Genomic DNA, 15,838 nt, shown 5'->3' with positions numbered 1-15,838 from the left:
CTGCAACTAGGGTGGTAACGCGATAATCAAAATCGTCCCTTATTTGAAGGGGCGATTTTTTTATGTTTTTAACCTTCACGCCAGTAATGAACTTAAAGGAGAGTATGTAGGATATGGGTATTTTACAAGATCTTGAATTTCGCGGTCTAATTAATCAGCAAACAGACGCTGAGGGCCTTGAGCAATTATTAGAAAAAGAAAGCGTTAAATTATACTGTGGTTTCGACCCGACAGCGGATAGCTTACACATCGGTCATATGTTACCAGTATTAATGTTACGTCGTTTCCAATTAGCTGGTCACCAACCAATCGCACTTGTTGGCGGTGGTACTGGTATGATCGGTGACCCAAGTGGTAAAAAAGCAGAGCGTACATTAAATACGAAAGATACAGTTGCTTACTACACAGAAAGCATTAAAAACCAGCTTTCAAACTTCTTAGAGTTCGAAAACGTGGACAACCCAGCAACAATGGCTAACAACTATAATTGGCTTGGTAACTTAGATGTCATTTCATTCTTACGCGATATCGGTAAAAACTTCGGTTTAAACTATATGTTAGCAAAAGATACAGTAGCATCTCGTTTAGAGACTGGTATTTCATTCACTGAGTTTAGTTACATGATTTTACAATCATACGACTTCTTAAACTTATACCAACACCATAATTGCCGCCTACAAATCGGTGGTAGTGATCAATGGGGTAACATTACAGCTGGTCTTGAATTAATCCGTAAATCAGAAGAAGATGCGAAAGCATTCGGTTTAACAATTCCACTTGTTACTAAATCTGACGGTACGAAGTTTGGTAAAACAGAAGGCGGCGCAATTTGGTTAGATCCAGAAAAAACAACTCCTTACGAGTTCTACCAATTCTGGATTAACACAGATGACCGCGACGTTGTTAAATACTTAAAATACTTTACATTCTTATCGCATGAAGAAATTTTTGAGCTTGAGAAACAAGTAGCTGAAGCACCAGAAAAACGTGCAGCACAAAAAGCATTAGGTGCAGAAATGACAAAACTTGTTCACGGCGAAGAAGCATTAGAGCAAGCGATTAAAATTTCAGCTGCATTATTTAGTGGTTCTGTAGCAGAACTGACTGCAAGCGAAATCGAGCAAGGATTCAAAGACGTACCATCTGTAGAACGTACTGCAGAAGATACAGTATTAATCGACTTACTAGTAGAAAGCAAAATCTCTCCATCAAAACGTCAAGCACGTGAAGATGTAACGAACGGTGCAATCTACGTAAACGGTGAGCGTACACAAGCATTAGACTACGTTGTAACAGAAAACGACCGCATCGAAGGTAAATTCACAATCATTCGCCGCGGTAAAAAGAAATATTTCTTAATTCGTTACTAATCAGAAACGAATATAAACACATAGTACCCCGAATTGTAGGCTGAAAAGTTTATGATTCGGGGTTTTTTATGTATGGATTTAAATCGCCGGATCTTTTCTTTTAAATAGAATATAAAGAATTAATATGAGCATATAAAGTAAACTAACTAGCATAACGATAAATGCTGTTGGATAAAATTTTGCTGCGTATATAAAAAAATCGATTTGATAAATATCTTCGTAATTTGAAACGGTGCCTTTAAAGTAATTTGTAAACTTAGCGCTATATTTCCATTCATCAGGATAATCTATCAAATTACTTCCCTGATACCAACTCATAAGTGCCGAAGTAATAAATAGCATAAATGAACTTCCGAGTTGAACCATTTGGTTTATTGTCAAAAAGAATCCACCTCCTATTTAATGGTTATTATAGCGTGCATTCACATTCCTGTAACCTTTTTGTTGTAATCTCCTTTTCGAGTTCATACGGAAATCACATGTAAGCGGTATGATAAATGTATAACAACTAGAAAGGAGTGGTAAAACAAAATGTCACTAGAAGCGCTCATTATTTTTTCTTTGCTAAATGCGGGTCAGCTTGCAGAGAATTCGAAGGTGGATATACATAAAGAGCAGAAAGATGCTTATGTATATGTTCAGAAAGAGGAAAATAAATAATTTTATTTTATATATAAAAATGAAGACTGTTTGAAGTAACTGTTTAGTTGCTTTAAACAGTCTTTTTTAGCTAGAAAAATAAATCTGTCATAGATCAAAGAGAAAATGGTGTTATTATATGCGTAGTTTTAACTGTAATTATTAGATGTAAATTTAAAAATTCTCTTTTAAAAATAAAAAGAAGGTGTTTAATTATTTTCCGTAAATAGAAAAGGGCAGCAAAAATTTATTTATGGAAAGGGAGTAATTACATGAGAAATTTATTAGTAGGATTTAACATGATTATGTGGACAGGAGCATTTGTTATTGGAGTGGTACTAGTTTTGTGGTGGAATACTTACTGTAATCATTTCAGTAGTGGAAAACAAAATTGTTGTGTTGATTTATGTCGGTTTGATTGGAATTGTTGTGGGTGGAATTAATGTGGTTAAGAAAGTAATGGATCTGTACGATAGAGTATCAACCGTAAAAACGGAACAGGAAGAAAAAAGAGGAGGAATCGGGGGAACAAGAAAGACAAGAAATACAAGAAGAGTATAAATGTGAATCGGAAAATACCTATAGTGGTATTTAGATGTTAAGCTACTATACATAGTAGTGATTTTTGAGAGAAAAGGAAAATGTATGGATTCTAATAGAGAAAAAGAAATGTGAAAGAAGTATATAGGCATATATACTTCTTTTGGTGATGATAACCGTAGAAATTTAAAGTTGAAAAAGAATGTATGTTCTTATGTAATGGAATTAAAATTAAAACTTGTAAAATAAATGGAAAATTCTTGATTAACCCTTTGAAAAAGCTGAAAATAAAAAGAAGAAAAAGGGTGAATGCTAGTGTCAATAAATGTGGATTTTAGAAATTGTGATAAAAATGATGTGTTATGGAAAGATTACAATATCACGTTGAAGATTGATCAAAATATAACCCTTGCAGATGTAGTTAATTAAAATATATAATATGAATAGACACTAGCAATGCTTTAGCCGTACCCCATTAGAGGTACGGCTTTTTTGTTTTAGTTATTCGTGTTACATAATAAAAGCCACAGCTCGTAAGAGTGTGACTTAAATGTTTTTATTCTGCTAAATTGTCCCCTTCTTCATGGGGCTTATGTATATATTGGAAACCGTATCCAGCTTTCATAACTATTTCCTCAGCCTTTTCAAAAAACTCTTCACCGTACTCAGTACAACGATATTTTCCGTGTATGCTAATAACAAATTGTCGTCCCTTAGCATCAGGATACATTTCATATATCGCTCCACTTTCAATAACTCCTAAGTAAGCATAAATCTTCTCTATCAATAAAGATACGTGTTCTTCTTCGTCTGACCAATCCTCTTCATCAGCAATAATAAGATGAACATATCCTGTTTCTTTTTCAACGGCTAATAAGTCTATTTGTTCTAATTCTCTTAAAGACATATATACCAACTCCTTCGCTATTGTTTACGTACTATTTCTATTTTAGTAGGTGGTATTTCCGTACCTCCAGTTAATGGCGGTTTGCCTTTTCCTTTCACAAGGGCCCCAAATTCTTCAATTTCAGGAAAAGCGGCTTTTTGATTTTTGGTTAAAGGGGCGGTCAATGAAGCTTTTGCTTCGTATAAATCAATTTTCCCTTTCACTTTATCAATTGCCGCTAAATCAACTCTAGTTTTTATACCACTAGGCGTTTCTAAAGTTAGTTGCTCCTGACCACATTGATGCTATGTATTCAGTTTGATTGTACAAATCCTGATGTAATTGATCTAAGTAGTTTCGTGAATTCCTCACAGTTTTTGCCACCTGTTCTAATTCTTCAGGTGTCACCTTTATTTGTGCCATGTCATCCCTTCTTTTTCTAATATTTTACAAGAAAATTATACCATATTGATATTTTGCTGCTAAAGGGATTTTCGGATGGTTAATTACACATAAACTCAATATCAAAGTAAAACTTGTTCATTAGGTTATTTACTGTGTATTAAAGTATACAAGTCTGTGAGGCAGATTTTAATTTTAAAACGTATTAATATAAATCAAAGCGAACTTATCCATATTCCCAATGAAAGGGTTAGTTAGATTGATGCTGTGCAATTTAGCATGATAATGCATAGTCCTTGTATATCGTAATAACCTTATGTAATAATGGGGATTTAGAGCATAAGGAGGGATAAAATGGACGATTTCTGGTTTAAATTTTTTACGCTATTATTTACGGGTATTACAGCAGGGATGTTAATTGTTAATGCCATTAGAGATTCACGTATTAAGAAAAAAGAACGTAGGATTGCTGTGGAATTATCTGAGAAAAGAAGAATGCAAAATGATTTAATGGAACATATTACGGAAGTTCTTGATTTGGGTAGAAGAGGTTTTAAGGAAAAAGATGAAAATGCAAAACAAAAAATATATTTTCAATTATTGAATCATAAACCCTTTATTTGGATTAATTTTGATAGAGAGAATCGTTCTGCAAAAAAGTTAAGAGAAAATTGTAATGAGTATATTTTTTGGTGCACTTCTTTTTTAGATTCATCGAATGAAACAGAAAGAATTAATTTTGAAAGAGATGCTGAGAAAAATAAGCGGTCTATATGGAAGTTAATTGATGAATATATTGAAGCGGAAGATGAGCTAATAAAAAATTTAATTTAGTCACATTCAAACGAGTGTGCTCCTTATTATGTATTAGATGTATATGCGATTGAACTTGGAAAGAACCGATTATATTAGATAATTAGCAAGTAAAAAAAGTGAACGAGTATGAAAAATATTTGTTCACTTTTTATCTTATTCTTTACGTTAAATGTAGTTCATAATCCCCATCAATACTGCTTGGATCTCCGAATGTTTCCTCGTATAGATTACACGCTTTTGTAAACCTATTTTTTAATGCAAAGTGGTAACCTTCTTTGGTTATGACTTCTTGTAATACTAAACGCTCGAAGCCCTTTTCTTTTGCGAATGTTTTAAACCATTCAAGAATAATGCTTCCTTTTCCTTGATTACTTGGTGTAATGCTTATAGCAGCAATTGCTAAATATGGTTTTGGAAAAAGCTCACTTCTAAGGTTAATAGTTACTTTAGATTCTTTAGATGAAATATGTAAAGTATATTTAGAAAACCCTTCAAACAATTCTATTTCGTCTTGTATTATTTCTTCTAATAACAATTTTAATGTTTGAAAGTCATGTATATGAAGAGGAATTTTGATGAAGTTTTCTTTCAAAATAAGTAGCTCCTTTTAGCATCTGCTCTTTTGTACTTACCCATTTCTATACACACACCAGCTTTTTTTATTTTTGGCCTAATTATATGTGTTTTATAAAATAAAAAAAGCCCAGGCCCCTTGATAAACAAGGTTCCTAAGGCTTTTAATAATACTCTTTGCAGAGTACCGAGATTAACGAGAGTAGAACTCTACGATTAATGCTTCGTTGATTTCAGCTGCTAACTCAGAACGCTCAGCGTGACGAGTGTAAGTAGCTTCTAATTTATCAGCATCGAAAGTTAAGTATTCTGGTACGAAGTTGTTAACTTCGATCGCTTCTTTAACAACAACAAGGCTGTTAGATTTTTCGCGAACGCTGATAGTTTGACCAGGTTTTACACGGTAAGATGGGATATCTACGCGAGATCCATCAACTGTGATGTGACCGTGGTTTACTAATTGGCGAGCTGCACGACGAGTGCGAGCTAAGCCCATACGGTAAACTAAGTTGTCAAGACGAGCTTCAAGAAGGATCATGAAGTTTTCGCCGTGCTTACCAGGCATTTTACCTGCTTGGTCAAATGTGCGACGGAATTGACGCTCAGTCATGCCGTACATGTGACGAAGTTTTTGTTTCTCTTGTAATTGTAAACCGTATTCTGAAAGTTTCTTACGTTGGTTAGGACCGTGAGGACCTGGTGCGTAAGGGCGTTTTTCTAATTCTTTTCCTGTGCCGCTTAGAGAGATTCCAAGACGACGAGACAGTTTCCAAGCTGGACCTGTATAACGAGCCATAGTTGACTCCTCCTTTAAAAATGTTTTTATTTACGTAAAATAAAAACAGACGTAATCGATATTTACGGGCATTTTGTTTTCATGTACCTTCGCTCCAGCAGCAGGGAGTTACGAGATACACCTCCGTAGAGGAACAAAATACAAACGATAAACTCACATTACAAGGCTGCCTTTTTATTTTACACAAACGCTATTATATCTTTTACCCAGAGTTTCGTCAAGCGACTCCATTTTTGTTTTATGCATATAAATTTTGGAAATGAACAAGAAGGAATTTAAAACGATATAAAAGAAGAGATAGAAACACAAATAAAACGCTTACATAAAATATGGTAAAAACGTTCATCAAAGCTTTGTTGATGAATATGCGGCAGTAAAAACATAAAAGGGGATGTTTTTATGAAAAAGAAGCATATGGAGACAGCGTTAATTCATCACGGTTATACATCTGAGGAACATAAAGGAAGTTTAACACCACCGTTATTTCAAACGTCTACATTTACATTTGAGACTGCGCAGCAAGGAGAAGCGAGTTTTGCGGGAGTAGATCCATCTTATATTTACTCAAGACTTGGAAATCCAACTGTGAAATTATTTGAAGAGCGTATGGCGGTGTTAGAAGGAGGAGAAGAAGCACTTGCTTTCGGATCCGGTATGGCAGCTATCTCAGCAACTTTAATTGGTTTTCTAAAAGCTGGAGATCATATTATTTGTTCAAATGGATTATATGGGTGCACGTACGGTTTTTTAGAAGTGTTAGAAGAAAAATTTATGATTACGCATTCTTTTTGTGATATGGAGGCAGAGGCTGATATTGAAAATAAGATTCGCCAAAATACAAAGCTTATTTTCGTTGAAACACCGATTAACCCGACAATGAAATTAATTGATTTAAAACAAGTGATCCGGGTTGCGAAGCGAAATGGCTTACTTGTCATTGTTGATAATACGTTTTGTTCACCTTATTTACAAAGACCGCTTGAACTCGGCTGTGACGCGGTTGTGCATAGTGCGACAAAATATATTGGTGGTCACGGTGATGTTGTAGCCGGTGTAACAATTTGTAAAACGAAAGCGTTAGCTGAAAAAATTCGCCCGATGCGAAAAGATATCGGCGGTATTATGGCGCCATTTGATGCATGGTTATTGTTACGCGGATTAAAGACGTTAGCGGTAAGAATGGACCGCCATTGTGATAATGCAGAAAAAATTGTATCGTTCCTAAAAAATCATGATGCGGTAGAAGGTGTTTGGTATCCAGAAGGGGAACTAGCATCTCGCCAAATGAAACGGGGCGGCGGTGTGATTTCTTTTTCGGTAAAAGGCGGGAAAGAAGAGACGCAAGCGTTTATCAATGACCTTCACTTTATTACAATTGCGGTAAGTTTAGGAGATACAGAAACGTTAATTCAGCATCCAGCGACGATGACGCACGCTGCGATTCCAGCTGAGTTAAGACAAGAAATGGGCATTTATGATAATTTAATACGTTTATCCGTCGGTTTAGAATCGTGGGAGGATATCGTTTCTGATTTAGAGCAGGCATTAAAGAAAATATCTACTGTTAGTAATCAATAAAAAAAGAGCTAGCTATCGGTTTTGTACGTAATGTACTCAATCGATAACTAGCTCTTTTTCGTTACATATGTTTTAGGAGTGTTTCCACAAACTTTTCTAAATAGCGCTGATCTACTTCGTCAAAACGATTTTTTTCAGGACTATCGATATCAAGTACACCGATGACAGTTCCTTCTTTCACAATCGGTACGACGATTTCTGAATTCGAAGCACTGTCGCAAGCGATATGTCCTGGGAATTGGTGAACGTCTGCTACAAGCTGTGTTGTTTTCGTTTCAGCTGCAACGCCGCAAACGCCTCGTCCAAATGGAATGCGCACGCAAGCAGGCATTCCTTGGAATGGTCCAAGAACAAGCTGATTTCCTTCTGTTACATAAAAGCCAACCCAATTCACACGATCTAAAAATTGGTTTAATAATGCGGACGCATTTGATAAGTTTGCGACTACGTTTGATTCGCCAGTTAATAATGCATCCAGTTGTTTAATTACTGTCTCATATTGCTGCACGCGAGATCCTGCATAACTTTCTTTAGTAAACATGGAAACAGCTCCTTTTTTATCGAGATGTGTAAAATATTAGCAAAATACGATGTATTTCACATGACTTTGTCGATAGAAAATTAAAGGAATTTGTCTTAAAAGTCAAGAAATTTAAACTATAGCTGTTCAGTGAGAGGAAGTGAGCGCATGAAACAGACGAAACAAAAAGTAATTGATGCGGCAATATCGTTGTTTAATACGAAAGGTTATGATGGAACCTCGGTGCGAGACATTGCAAAGCGAGCGGATGTGAATGTAGCGAATATTTCATATTATTTTGCTGGAAAGCAAGGTTTATTAGAACAGCTTATTACTGATTTTTTAGAAGGATATATTCATGTGATTGAAATGTCGTTTGAACAGAGAGAGTATTTGTCGGCTAAAGATGTGATGGTGCAAATGGTGCGCGGAATTTTACGATATCAATTTGAAAATAGGGAACTGACACGTTTTTTCTACCGAGAGCTTTCGCTTGATACGACATTAATTCGTGAAGTGATGACCGTTTATTTTTCTAAAGAAAGATATTATATAGAGCAAATAATTAGACAGGGACAAATGAAGCAAGAGTTTAGAAAGGTATCTTTTACAATGTTTATGACTCAATTAAAAGGCATGATGAATATGCCGTTTTTATATCCGCAATATATATCAGAAGTGTTGCATTCTTTTCCGTCTGAAACATTTTTCTTAGAAATGTACACGAAAGAAATTGAACAATGGATGGAACAAACATTGTGTATAACGAATATGTATTATGAATGGCCAAGAGCTGTTCATATGTGAAAAATCCCCACCTAACGAATAGAGGTGGGGATTTTTGTGCTTTCTTTTCTTTGCCATAAATTGTTGCATAATAGCGCGATAATTGTTAATGAGGCTCCGGCAACTTCAATTTTGTCGACTGTATAACCTCGAAAGATGGAACCGATAAGTGCAAGTACAGGAACTAAATTCATAAATAATATGCCGTTAATAGATGAAATATAGCGATTTCCTGTGTTCCAGCAAAATACAGCGATAACCCCTGCAATAATCGACATATACAAGAGTTCAAAACGAACGCTCATAATTGTAGATAGTGACGGTACAGTAACGACGTTTGTGTAAGCGAAGAAAGTGACAATAACGATGAGTGAAATTGAACCGAATAAACAAGTTAACGTCGTATACCTGAGTGGTGACCAAGATTGAAAACGAGCACCACCATTCGTGTAAATGACCCAGCAAGTAACGCCGCATAACATAAGTATATTTGTTGAGAGATGGCTGGCAGCTCCGAATAATAAGTGAATATTTCCTTTTGAAATGACAAGCATAACACCGATAAGTGCAACGAACATACAAAGGAATGTGTAGTTTTGTGGGCGCTTGTTTTTAGTTATCCACTGCAATAATAAAGCGATGAGTGGCATAAGAGACTGAATCATAGCCGCATGGATGGCTCCAGCAGGTCCGGCAAGTTGTTGGCCATAAAAAATGAGAAAACCATATCCAGCAAAACCGACTGTTCCATAAAAGAATAACGAAAGAGTTCTCTTTTCTAAATGTAGTGAAGTTTTTCCTTCAGTAATGAATAGCAAAATAAGAAAAATAATAGCTGCTGATCCGTATCGGATAGTTGTGAAGAAGAACGGATCGATAAACTGTAAGGCATTTGCCATTACAGGAAACATAAATCCCCAAGCTGTTACAGCAAGTAAGCATAGGAGGGATCCAAGTAGCATTTGTTTTTTGTTCAAGAGTATCTTTCCCCTTTACATTTCGTTATAGTAAGTTGATGAAATAAGTATAAAGAGTAATTGTTTATAGAAGGAAATACCGATTTTTTATGACAGTTATAACTTTTTGTTAGAGGTGTGTATGATGGATTTAGAGGCAGTACGATCGTTTATTGAAGTAAAGAATACGCGAAGTTTATCAAAGGCGAGTAAGCTTTTACATATTTCCCAACCAGCGCTTAGTAAACAAATTCAAAGGTTAGAAGCGGATTTAGAGGTTACTTTATTAAAGCGTTCCGCGCAAGGAGTCGAATTAACAAGTGCTGGAGAGTTATTTATAACAAGAATGTTACCGCTTTTGGAATACATACATGAAGTGAAAGCTGAGATGAAGAAATTTCAAGAAAAGCGGAACATTTCTATAGGCATATTGCCAAGTTTAGCAGCACATTACATATCAAAATGTAAAGATATATTTGGTGACGGGTTCGAAGTAGAATGGAAAATTGAGCATACGAAAGTACTAATGGGACTCTTTAAAGAACGGAAGATTGAAGCGATGTTCATTGATTCAGTGGTAGAAGGCGCTACGTGTATAAAAGAAATACGAGAAGAAAAAATTGTTTGTGTCGTTTCAAATGATCATCTTTATAAAGAGAAAACAGTAATCAAAATGGAAGATTTGCAAAATGAAAAGTTAATTGTATATCCAGAAATCTGTGATGTAAGGAAAATGATAACGAATATGTTTCAAGGGATAGGTGCGAAACCAATCATTGCATTTGAAACTTCTTATGCAGAACCGATGCTTGCGATGGTCGGAGCTGGACTTGGTATCACGTTACTCCCAGAAATGGCAGTAGAGCAAGCGGTAAAGCAAGGAAATGTGCATGCAATTTCTATTGAACCACCACTTGTGCGCAAAATTTATTTCGTATCTCATATGGAAGAAGGCCTTTTATCCCGCTATTTGCCGGGCAGTAAGACCCCACCTCAAAATTCAGCGAAAGCAAAGAAGTTAGGTGGGGAATCAACTGCCCGTAAAAGCCCGATTGGTTCAACTAATAATCAGTGGGCGGGAAACAACCCCACTGATTAAAGTTTCACTTTATTGCATTCATTTGATGATGAGAGGTAATCCAAACGGAATATTGAGAAAGATTACAATTGCATTGAAGAAACATGAAATTTTAAAAAAAACTAGGTCAAAAACAAACCATTACATGGTATGATTAGTACATTGTTAGTTGTTAAATATAGGGGAATTCCCTTTTTATACATAATGCCTTCCATTTCATAAACGGAACGGACAAAAAAAGAGATATAACTAGGAGGCTTTTTTGCATGGATTCTATCCTGACGATCGTTATCATTGTAGTAAGCTCTATTCTAGTGCTGCTCATGATAGAGCTTGTGATAAGAAATCGTTCATATAAAGATATTGAGGCACTGGAGCAGTGGAAACAAGAGATAAAAGATAAACCTGTGGCAGATGAACTAAAGCGGGTAAAAGATTTAAATATGACGGGTCAAACAGAAGAGCTGTTTGGTAAATGGCGTGAAGAATGGGATGAAATTGTATCAACAACTCTTCCGAAAGCTGACAAAGATTTAGCGCAAGCGCGAAAATTCGCCTCGCAATTCTCCTTCCGAAAAGCAAAGCATGCGATGAATGAATCCATAAGTGGTTTAGATGACGCTGATAATCGTATTACAGACATTTTAAATGAATTACAGCAATTGTTAGAAAGCCATGAAAAAAATAGCTCGGAAATTGAAGAGTTACGTGATACATATCGTAGTATGAAGAAGAGTGTTCTTGCTCATAGACATATGTATGGAGCAGCAGAGCAGAAAATAGAAGAAATGCTAGACGCTGAATCTAATAAATTTAAAAGCTTTGAAGAGGCAACAGATAATGGTGACTATTTAAAAGCGAGAGAAATTGTTATTAGTTTGGAAGAAGGTTTAGCAGATTTAGAAATCATTATTCACCAAATTCCAGATTTATTGGTAGAGTGTCAAGCGACGTTACCAGTTCAGCTGGAAGACTTATTACATGGACATAATGATATGGTAAGACAAGGTTATGTATTAGAGTATTTGGAAATCCCTAAAGAAGTTCGCGATATGACGACACAACTACACACATGTTTAATGGATATACAGGAGCTTCATATAACGGAAGCATCTGAAAAAGTAGAAAACTTAAAAACTCGTTTAGATGGCTTCTATGATCAACTGGAACAAGAAGTACATGCGAGACATTATGTGGAGCAAAAAACACTTTCTGTTTATGAAGATTTAGAAGAAATTCGCACTGAAACGATTGAAACAAAAGCAGAAACACAACTTGTGAAACAAAGTTATCAGTTACAAGATAAGGACATTGAGTCTCAAAAAGTAATTGAAAAGCAAATGCACATTTTAACGAAACGTTTTGAAATGCTACAATTACGCGTTGCTGAACAAGATATTGCCTTCTCTATTATTCGTGAGGAACTAGAAGAGGTTTATGAGCAATGTGAAACATTGAAAGTACTTCATGCAGAATATAAAGAAATGCTGCAAACGATGCGTAAAGAAGAATTTGAAGCGCGTGAGAAATTACAAGAAATGCGAAATACCATTTTCGAAACGAAACGCTTTATGCAAAAGTCGAATTTGCCAGGTCTTCCAGAGAGTATTATGGAAGATTTAAAAAGAGGACAAATGGCAATGCAAGCTGTATATGATCAATTAGAAGTGAAGCCATTAAATATGAACGCTGTAAATAGCAGTTTAGAAGAAGCATACACAACTGTTAATGGTGTAGCTGAAATGACAGAAGAGTTAATTGGACAAGCGTATTTAGTTGAAAAATTAATTCAATACGGTAATCGTTACCGTAGTCATGATGAGAGTCTTGCAGAGAGCTTAAATTATGCGGAGAAATTATTCCGTGAATATCAATACGATGCAGCTTTAGAACAAGCGGCTTCTATACTAGAGCAGCTTGAACCTGGCGTTGTTCAAAAAATAGCTGAATATGTAGACAATGAACAAACCCTTTCATAAAGGGTTTGTTTTTTTGTGTAATTTTGAGGGCGATGTTGCTATAATGAATAGCGGAATACAGTAAGGTTATTCGTTTTAAGATAAAGTGAAACTGTAATCAGTGTGGGCATCCTCGCTAATTATTGTCTGTCACAATCGGGATAAAATGGAACCTTTGAGTAGTCTTAGCGTAATTACACGTATTTGTGATATGATTATATGATGTGATAGCGCTGAAAGGGGAAGAACGATGATCTATTTTGATAATAGTGCGACGACGAAGCCATATCCGGAAGCCCTTCAATCGTACGTAACGGTTGCTGGAAAATATTTTGGAAACCCTTCTTCTATTCATTCGCTTGGAGGAGAGGCAGAGCGTCTATTAACACAATCAAGAACGATTGCAGCGCAGCTTCTTCACGTTAAACCTTCTGAAATTATTTTCACATCAGGTGGAACGGAAGGGAATAACCTAGCGATTAAAGGGATAGCGATGAGGAATCGTTCGCGCGGTAAACATATCATTACAACAAATATTGAACACGCATCTGTGTTTGAAGCATATAAACAATTGGAAGATCTCGGTTTTGATGTAACATATTTACCGGTTAATGAGCATGGTGTTGTATCGGTAGAAGATGTAAAACGAGCACTTCGTGAGGATACAATTCTTGTGTCAATTATTCACGTGAACAACGAGACTGGAGCAATTCAGCCTGTTGCTGAAATTGGAACGTTATTATCGAATTATCCGAAAATAAGATTCCATGTGGACCATGTACAAGGGATAGGAAAAGTACCGCTCGATTTATACGCTTCTCATATTGATCTTTGCTCAATATCTGGACATAAATTCCACAGTGTAAAAGGAACGGGTCTTCTTTATGTACGTGATGGCGTAAGGTTAGATCCAATTTTATCAGGTGGTCAACAAGAGCTTAAGTATCGCTCTGGTACAGAGAACTTACCCGGCATTGTAGCGATGGTGAAAGCACTTCGCATGACAATGGAACAAGTGAAAGAAAAGATAGCTCATTTACAAAATTTACAAGAAGAGCTTGTCCGTTTCTTTAAAGAGATGGAAGATGTAACGATCAATACGTCGCTTGCATATGCAGCACCGCACATTTTAAATGTATCATTTGTTGGTTTAAAACCAGAAGTGGTCGTTCATGCTTTAGAAGAACACGGTGTATATGTATCGACGAAGTCTGCTTGTTCTTCAAAAGCAAATGAAGTGAGCAGAGTGTTAGTGTCAATGGGAGTACCGCATGCCGCTGCTGCAAGTGCGATTCGCATTAGTTTGGCACCAGAAAACACGATGGAAGAAGTAAAACAATTTGAAGGTATTGTGAAAGAGACGATGCCAAAATTATATGAAGTGATGAGGTAAAGAAATATGATGACATATGAATATATTTTAGTGCGTTACGGAGAAATGACGACTAAAGGTAAGAACCGTTCTAAATTTGTAAGCACATTAAAAGATAACGTGAAGTTCAAATTAAAAAAGTTCCCAAATATTAAAATCGATGCAACACATGACCGTATGTACATCCAATTAAATGGTGAAGATCATGAAGCGATCTCTGAAAGATTGAAGGATGTATTCGGTATTCATAAGTTTAACTTAGCGATGAAAGTACCATCAGAATTAGAAGATATTAAAAAAGGTGCATTAGCAGCTTTCTTACAAGTAAAAGGCGATGTGAAAACATTTAAAATTACTGTACACCGTTCTTATAAGCATTTCCCAATGAGAACGATGGAATTATTACCTGAGATTGGTGGACACATTCTAGAAAATACAGAAGATATTACAGTAGATGTTCATAATCCAGATGTAAATGTACGTGTAGAAATTCGCAGTGGTTATAGCTACATCATGTGCGATGAGCGTATGGGAGCTGGTGGTCTACCAGTTGGTGTTGGCGGAAAAGTAATGGTGCTTCTTTCTGGTGGTATTGATAGCCCAGTAGCAGCTTACTTAACGATGAAACGCGGCGTATCTGTGGAAGCAGTTCACTTCCATAGCCCACCTTTCACAAGTGAGCGCGCGAAACAAAAAGTAATCGATTTAGCACAGGAGCTAACGAAATACTGTAAACGTGTAACGCTTCACCTTGTTCCATTTACGGAAGTGCAAAAAACGATTAATAAAGAAATTCCATCTAGCTATTCAATGACAGTTATGCGCCGTATGATGATGCGTATTACAGAGCGTATCGCAGAGGAGCGTAATGCACTTGCAATCACGACTGGTGAAAGTCTTGGACAAGTAGCAAGCCAAACATTAGATAGTATGCATACGATTAACGAAGTAACAAACTATCCAGTTATTCGTCCGCTTATTACGATGGATAAATTAGAAATTATTAAAATTGCTGAAGAAATCGGCACATATGAAATTTCAATTCGTCCGTACGAAGATTGCTGTACAGTATTCACACCAGCAAGCCCAGCGACGAAGCCGAAGCGTGAAAAAGCGAATCGTTTTGAAGCGAAATATGATTTCACACCATTAATCGATGAAGCTGTAGCGAACAAAGAAACAATGGTATTGCAAACGGTAGAAGTAGTGGCGGAAGAAGAAAAATTCGAAGAACTTTTCTAAAACCATAAATTACCATATCTAAACCGTGTATGAAGTCATGTTATTTATCACACTCTATACTCACAAGGAGGTGATATAACATGGCACGTAGCACAAATAAATTAGCGGTTCCTGGTGCTGAATCAGCATTAGACCAAATGAAATACGAAATCGCTCAAGAGTTTGGTGTTCAACTTGGAGCGGATGCAACATCTCGCGCTAACGGTTCTGTTGGTGGCGAAATCACTAAACGTCTAGTTTCACTAGCTGAGCAACAATTAGGCGGTTACCAAAAATAATCCCATATACGATGGCTTAGAAAGAGCGGGTTCTCCCGCTCTTTCTTT

At 36.2% G+C, this 15,838-nt stretch carries 16 protein-coding genes, 2 pseudogenes and 1 other annotated feature (1 of these 19 only partly in view); of the genes and pseudogenes, 10 read left to right on the top strand and 8 right to left on the bottom strand.

What is annotated here, in order from left to right; genetic code table 11:
* Positions 1 to 43: a binding site (T-box leader), on the top strand (it extends 186 nt beyond the left edge of the window).
* A 70-nt stretch (positions 44 to 113) separates the two neighbouring features.
* Positions 114 to 1,370 carry a tyrosine--tRNA ligase gene (gene tyrS / locus ATN06_RS23730; protein WP_060632551.1) on the top strand — a complete coding sequence of 419 codons (1,257 nt, stop codon included), beginning with the start codon at positions 114 to 116 and terminating at the stop codon, positions 1,368 to 1,370.
* 78 nt (positions 1,371 to 1,448) lie between these two features.
* Here the strand turns inward: tyrS and ATN06_RS23725 are convergent, their stop codons facing one another.
* Positions 1,449 to 1,736: a YjdJ family protein gene (locus ATN06_RS23725; RefSeq protein ID WP_335338641.1), complete on the bottom strand. Its 288-nt coding sequence runs from the start codon at positions 1,734 to 1,736 to the stop codon at positions 1,449 to 1,451.
* A 165-nt stretch (positions 1,737 to 1,901) separates the two neighbouring features.
* On the opposite strand from ATN06_RS23725, the gene ATN06_RS23720 reads away from it, so the two are divergent.
* Entirely contained in the window at positions 1,902 to 2,030 is a 129-nt protein-coding gene (locus tag ATN06_RS23720) for a hypothetical protein (RefSeq protein ID WP_000050940.1), read from the top strand.
* Positions 2,031 to 3,105: 1,075 nt separating this feature from the next.
* Here ATN06_RS23720 and ATN06_RS23715 read toward each other — a convergent pair.
* The 3 genes and pseudogenes from ATN06_RS23715 to ATN06_RS28880 all read right to left on the bottom strand — a co-directional run.
* On the bottom strand, positions 3,106 to 3,456 hold the full coding sequence (locus ATN06_RS23715) for a DUF6572 domain-containing protein (protein WP_060632549.1): 351 nt from the start codon (positions 3,454 to 3,456) through the stop codon (positions 3,106 to 3,108).
* A gap of 17 nt (positions 3,457 to 3,473) precedes the next feature.
* Positions 3,474 to 3,659: a hypothetical protein gene (locus ATN06_RS23710; protein ID WP_176225754.1), complete on the bottom strand. Its 186-nt coding sequence runs from the start codon at positions 3,657 to 3,659 to the stop codon at positions 3,474 to 3,476.
* Between the two features lie 49 nt (positions 3,660 to 3,708).
* Positions 3,709 to 3,858: pseudogene (locus ATN06_RS28880) on the bottom strand (WXG100 family type VII secretion target); the annotation flags it as partial.
* A gap of 333 nt (positions 3,859 to 4,191) precedes the next feature.
* On the opposite strand from ATN06_RS28880, the gene ATN06_RS23705 reads away from it, so the two are divergent.
* Positions 4,192 to 4,671 carry a hypothetical protein gene (locus tag ATN06_RS23705; RefSeq protein WP_060632548.1) on the top strand — a complete coding sequence of 160 codons (480 nt, stop codon included), beginning with the start codon at positions 4,192 to 4,194 and terminating at the stop codon, positions 4,669 to 4,671.
* A 142-nt stretch (positions 4,672 to 4,813) separates the two neighbouring features.
* On the opposite strand, the gene ATN06_RS23700 is transcribed toward ATN06_RS23705, so the two are convergent.
* Complete coding sequence (locus ATN06_RS23700) at positions 4,814 to 5,245, bottom strand: N-acetyltransferase (protein ID WP_060632547.1); 432 nt, start codon at positions 5,243 to 5,245, stop codon at positions 4,814 to 4,816.
* Positions 5,246 to 5,419: 174 nt separating this feature from the next.
* A complete protein-coding gene (rpsD, locus tag ATN06_RS23695) occupies positions 5,420 to 6,022 on the bottom strand; it encodes a 30S ribosomal protein S4 (protein ID WP_000135322.1) in 603 nt (200 codons plus the stop codon).
* A gap of 399 nt (positions 6,023 to 6,421) precedes the next feature.
* On the opposite strand from rpsD, the gene megL reads away from it, so the two are divergent.
* Entirely contained in the window at positions 6,422 to 7,600 is a 1,179-nt protein-coding gene (gene megL / locus ATN06_RS23690; RefSeq protein ID WP_060632546.1) for a methionine gamma-lyase, read from the top strand.
* A gap of 61 nt (positions 7,601 to 7,661) precedes the next feature.
* Here megL and ATN06_RS23685 read toward each other — a convergent pair whose 3' ends face one another.
* The gene (locus ATN06_RS23685) at positions 7,662 to 8,141 is read right to left on the bottom strand and encodes a GAF domain-containing protein (protein WP_060632545.1); all 480 of its coding nucleotides are present in this window, start codon (positions 8,139 to 8,141) and stop codon (positions 7,662 to 7,664) included.
* A gap of 147 nt (positions 8,142 to 8,288) precedes the next feature.
* Here ATN06_RS23685 and refZ point away from each other — a divergent pair, with 147 nt between their 5' ends.
* Positions 8,289 to 8,927 carry a forespore capture DNA-binding protein RefZ gene (refZ, locus tag ATN06_RS23680; protein ID WP_060632544.1) on the top strand — a complete coding sequence of 213 codons (639 nt, stop codon included), beginning with the start codon at positions 8,289 to 8,291 and terminating at the stop codon, positions 8,925 to 8,927.
* Between the two features lie 11 nt (positions 8,928 to 8,938).
* Here the strand turns inward: refZ and ATN06_RS23675 are convergent, their stop codons facing one another.
* Positions 8,939 to 9,883 (bottom strand): DMT family transporter, encoded by a 945-nt coding sequence (locus ATN06_RS23675; protein ID WP_060632543.1) that lies wholly within the window; start codon positions 9,881 to 9,883, stop codon positions 8,939 to 8,941.
* Positions 9,884 to 10,007: 124 nt separating this feature from the next.
* On the opposite strand from ATN06_RS23675, the pseudogene ATN06_RS23670 reads away from it, so the two are divergent.
* From ATN06_RS23670 to ATN06_RS23645, 5 genes and pseudogenes are all read left to right on the top strand, one after another.
* Positions 10,008 to 10,823 (top strand): annotated as a pseudogene (locus ATN06_RS23670) (LysR family transcriptional regulator); the annotation flags it as partial.
* A 383-nt stretch (positions 10,824 to 11,206) separates the two neighbouring features.
* Complete coding sequence (ezrA, locus tag ATN06_RS23660) at positions 11,207 to 12,919, top strand: septation ring formation regulator EzrA (RefSeq protein ID WP_060632542.1); 1,713 nt, start codon at positions 11,207 to 11,209, stop codon at positions 12,917 to 12,919.
* Between the two features lie 229 nt (positions 12,920 to 13,148).
* Positions 13,149 to 14,291, top strand: coding sequence for a cysteine desulfurase family protein (locus ATN06_RS23655; protein ID WP_060632541.1), 1,143 nt, complete (start codon positions 13,149 to 13,151; stop codon positions 14,289 to 14,291).
* A gap of 6 nt (positions 14,292 to 14,297) precedes the next feature.
* Entirely contained in the window at positions 14,298 to 15,512 is a 1,215-nt protein-coding gene (gene thiI, locus ATN06_RS23650; RefSeq protein ID WP_060632540.1) for a tRNA uracil 4-sulfurtransferase ThiI, read from the top strand.
* A gap of 80 nt (positions 15,513 to 15,592) precedes the next feature.
* On the top strand, positions 15,593 to 15,790 hold the full coding sequence (locus ATN06_RS23645) for an alpha/beta-type small acid-soluble spore protein (protein WP_000124491.1): 198 nt from the start codon (positions 15,593 to 15,595) through the stop codon (positions 15,788 to 15,790).
* The last annotated feature ends 48 nt before the right edge of the window (positions 15,791 to 15,838 follow it).

The sequence above is a fragment of the Bacillus thuringiensis genome, assembly GCF_001455345.1.
Taxonomy (GTDB): Bacteria; Bacillota; Bacilli; order Bacillales; family Bacillaceae_G; genus Bacillus_A; species Bacillus_A thuringiensis_N.
This window is presented reverse-complemented; position numbering and strand designations above follow the sequence as displayed.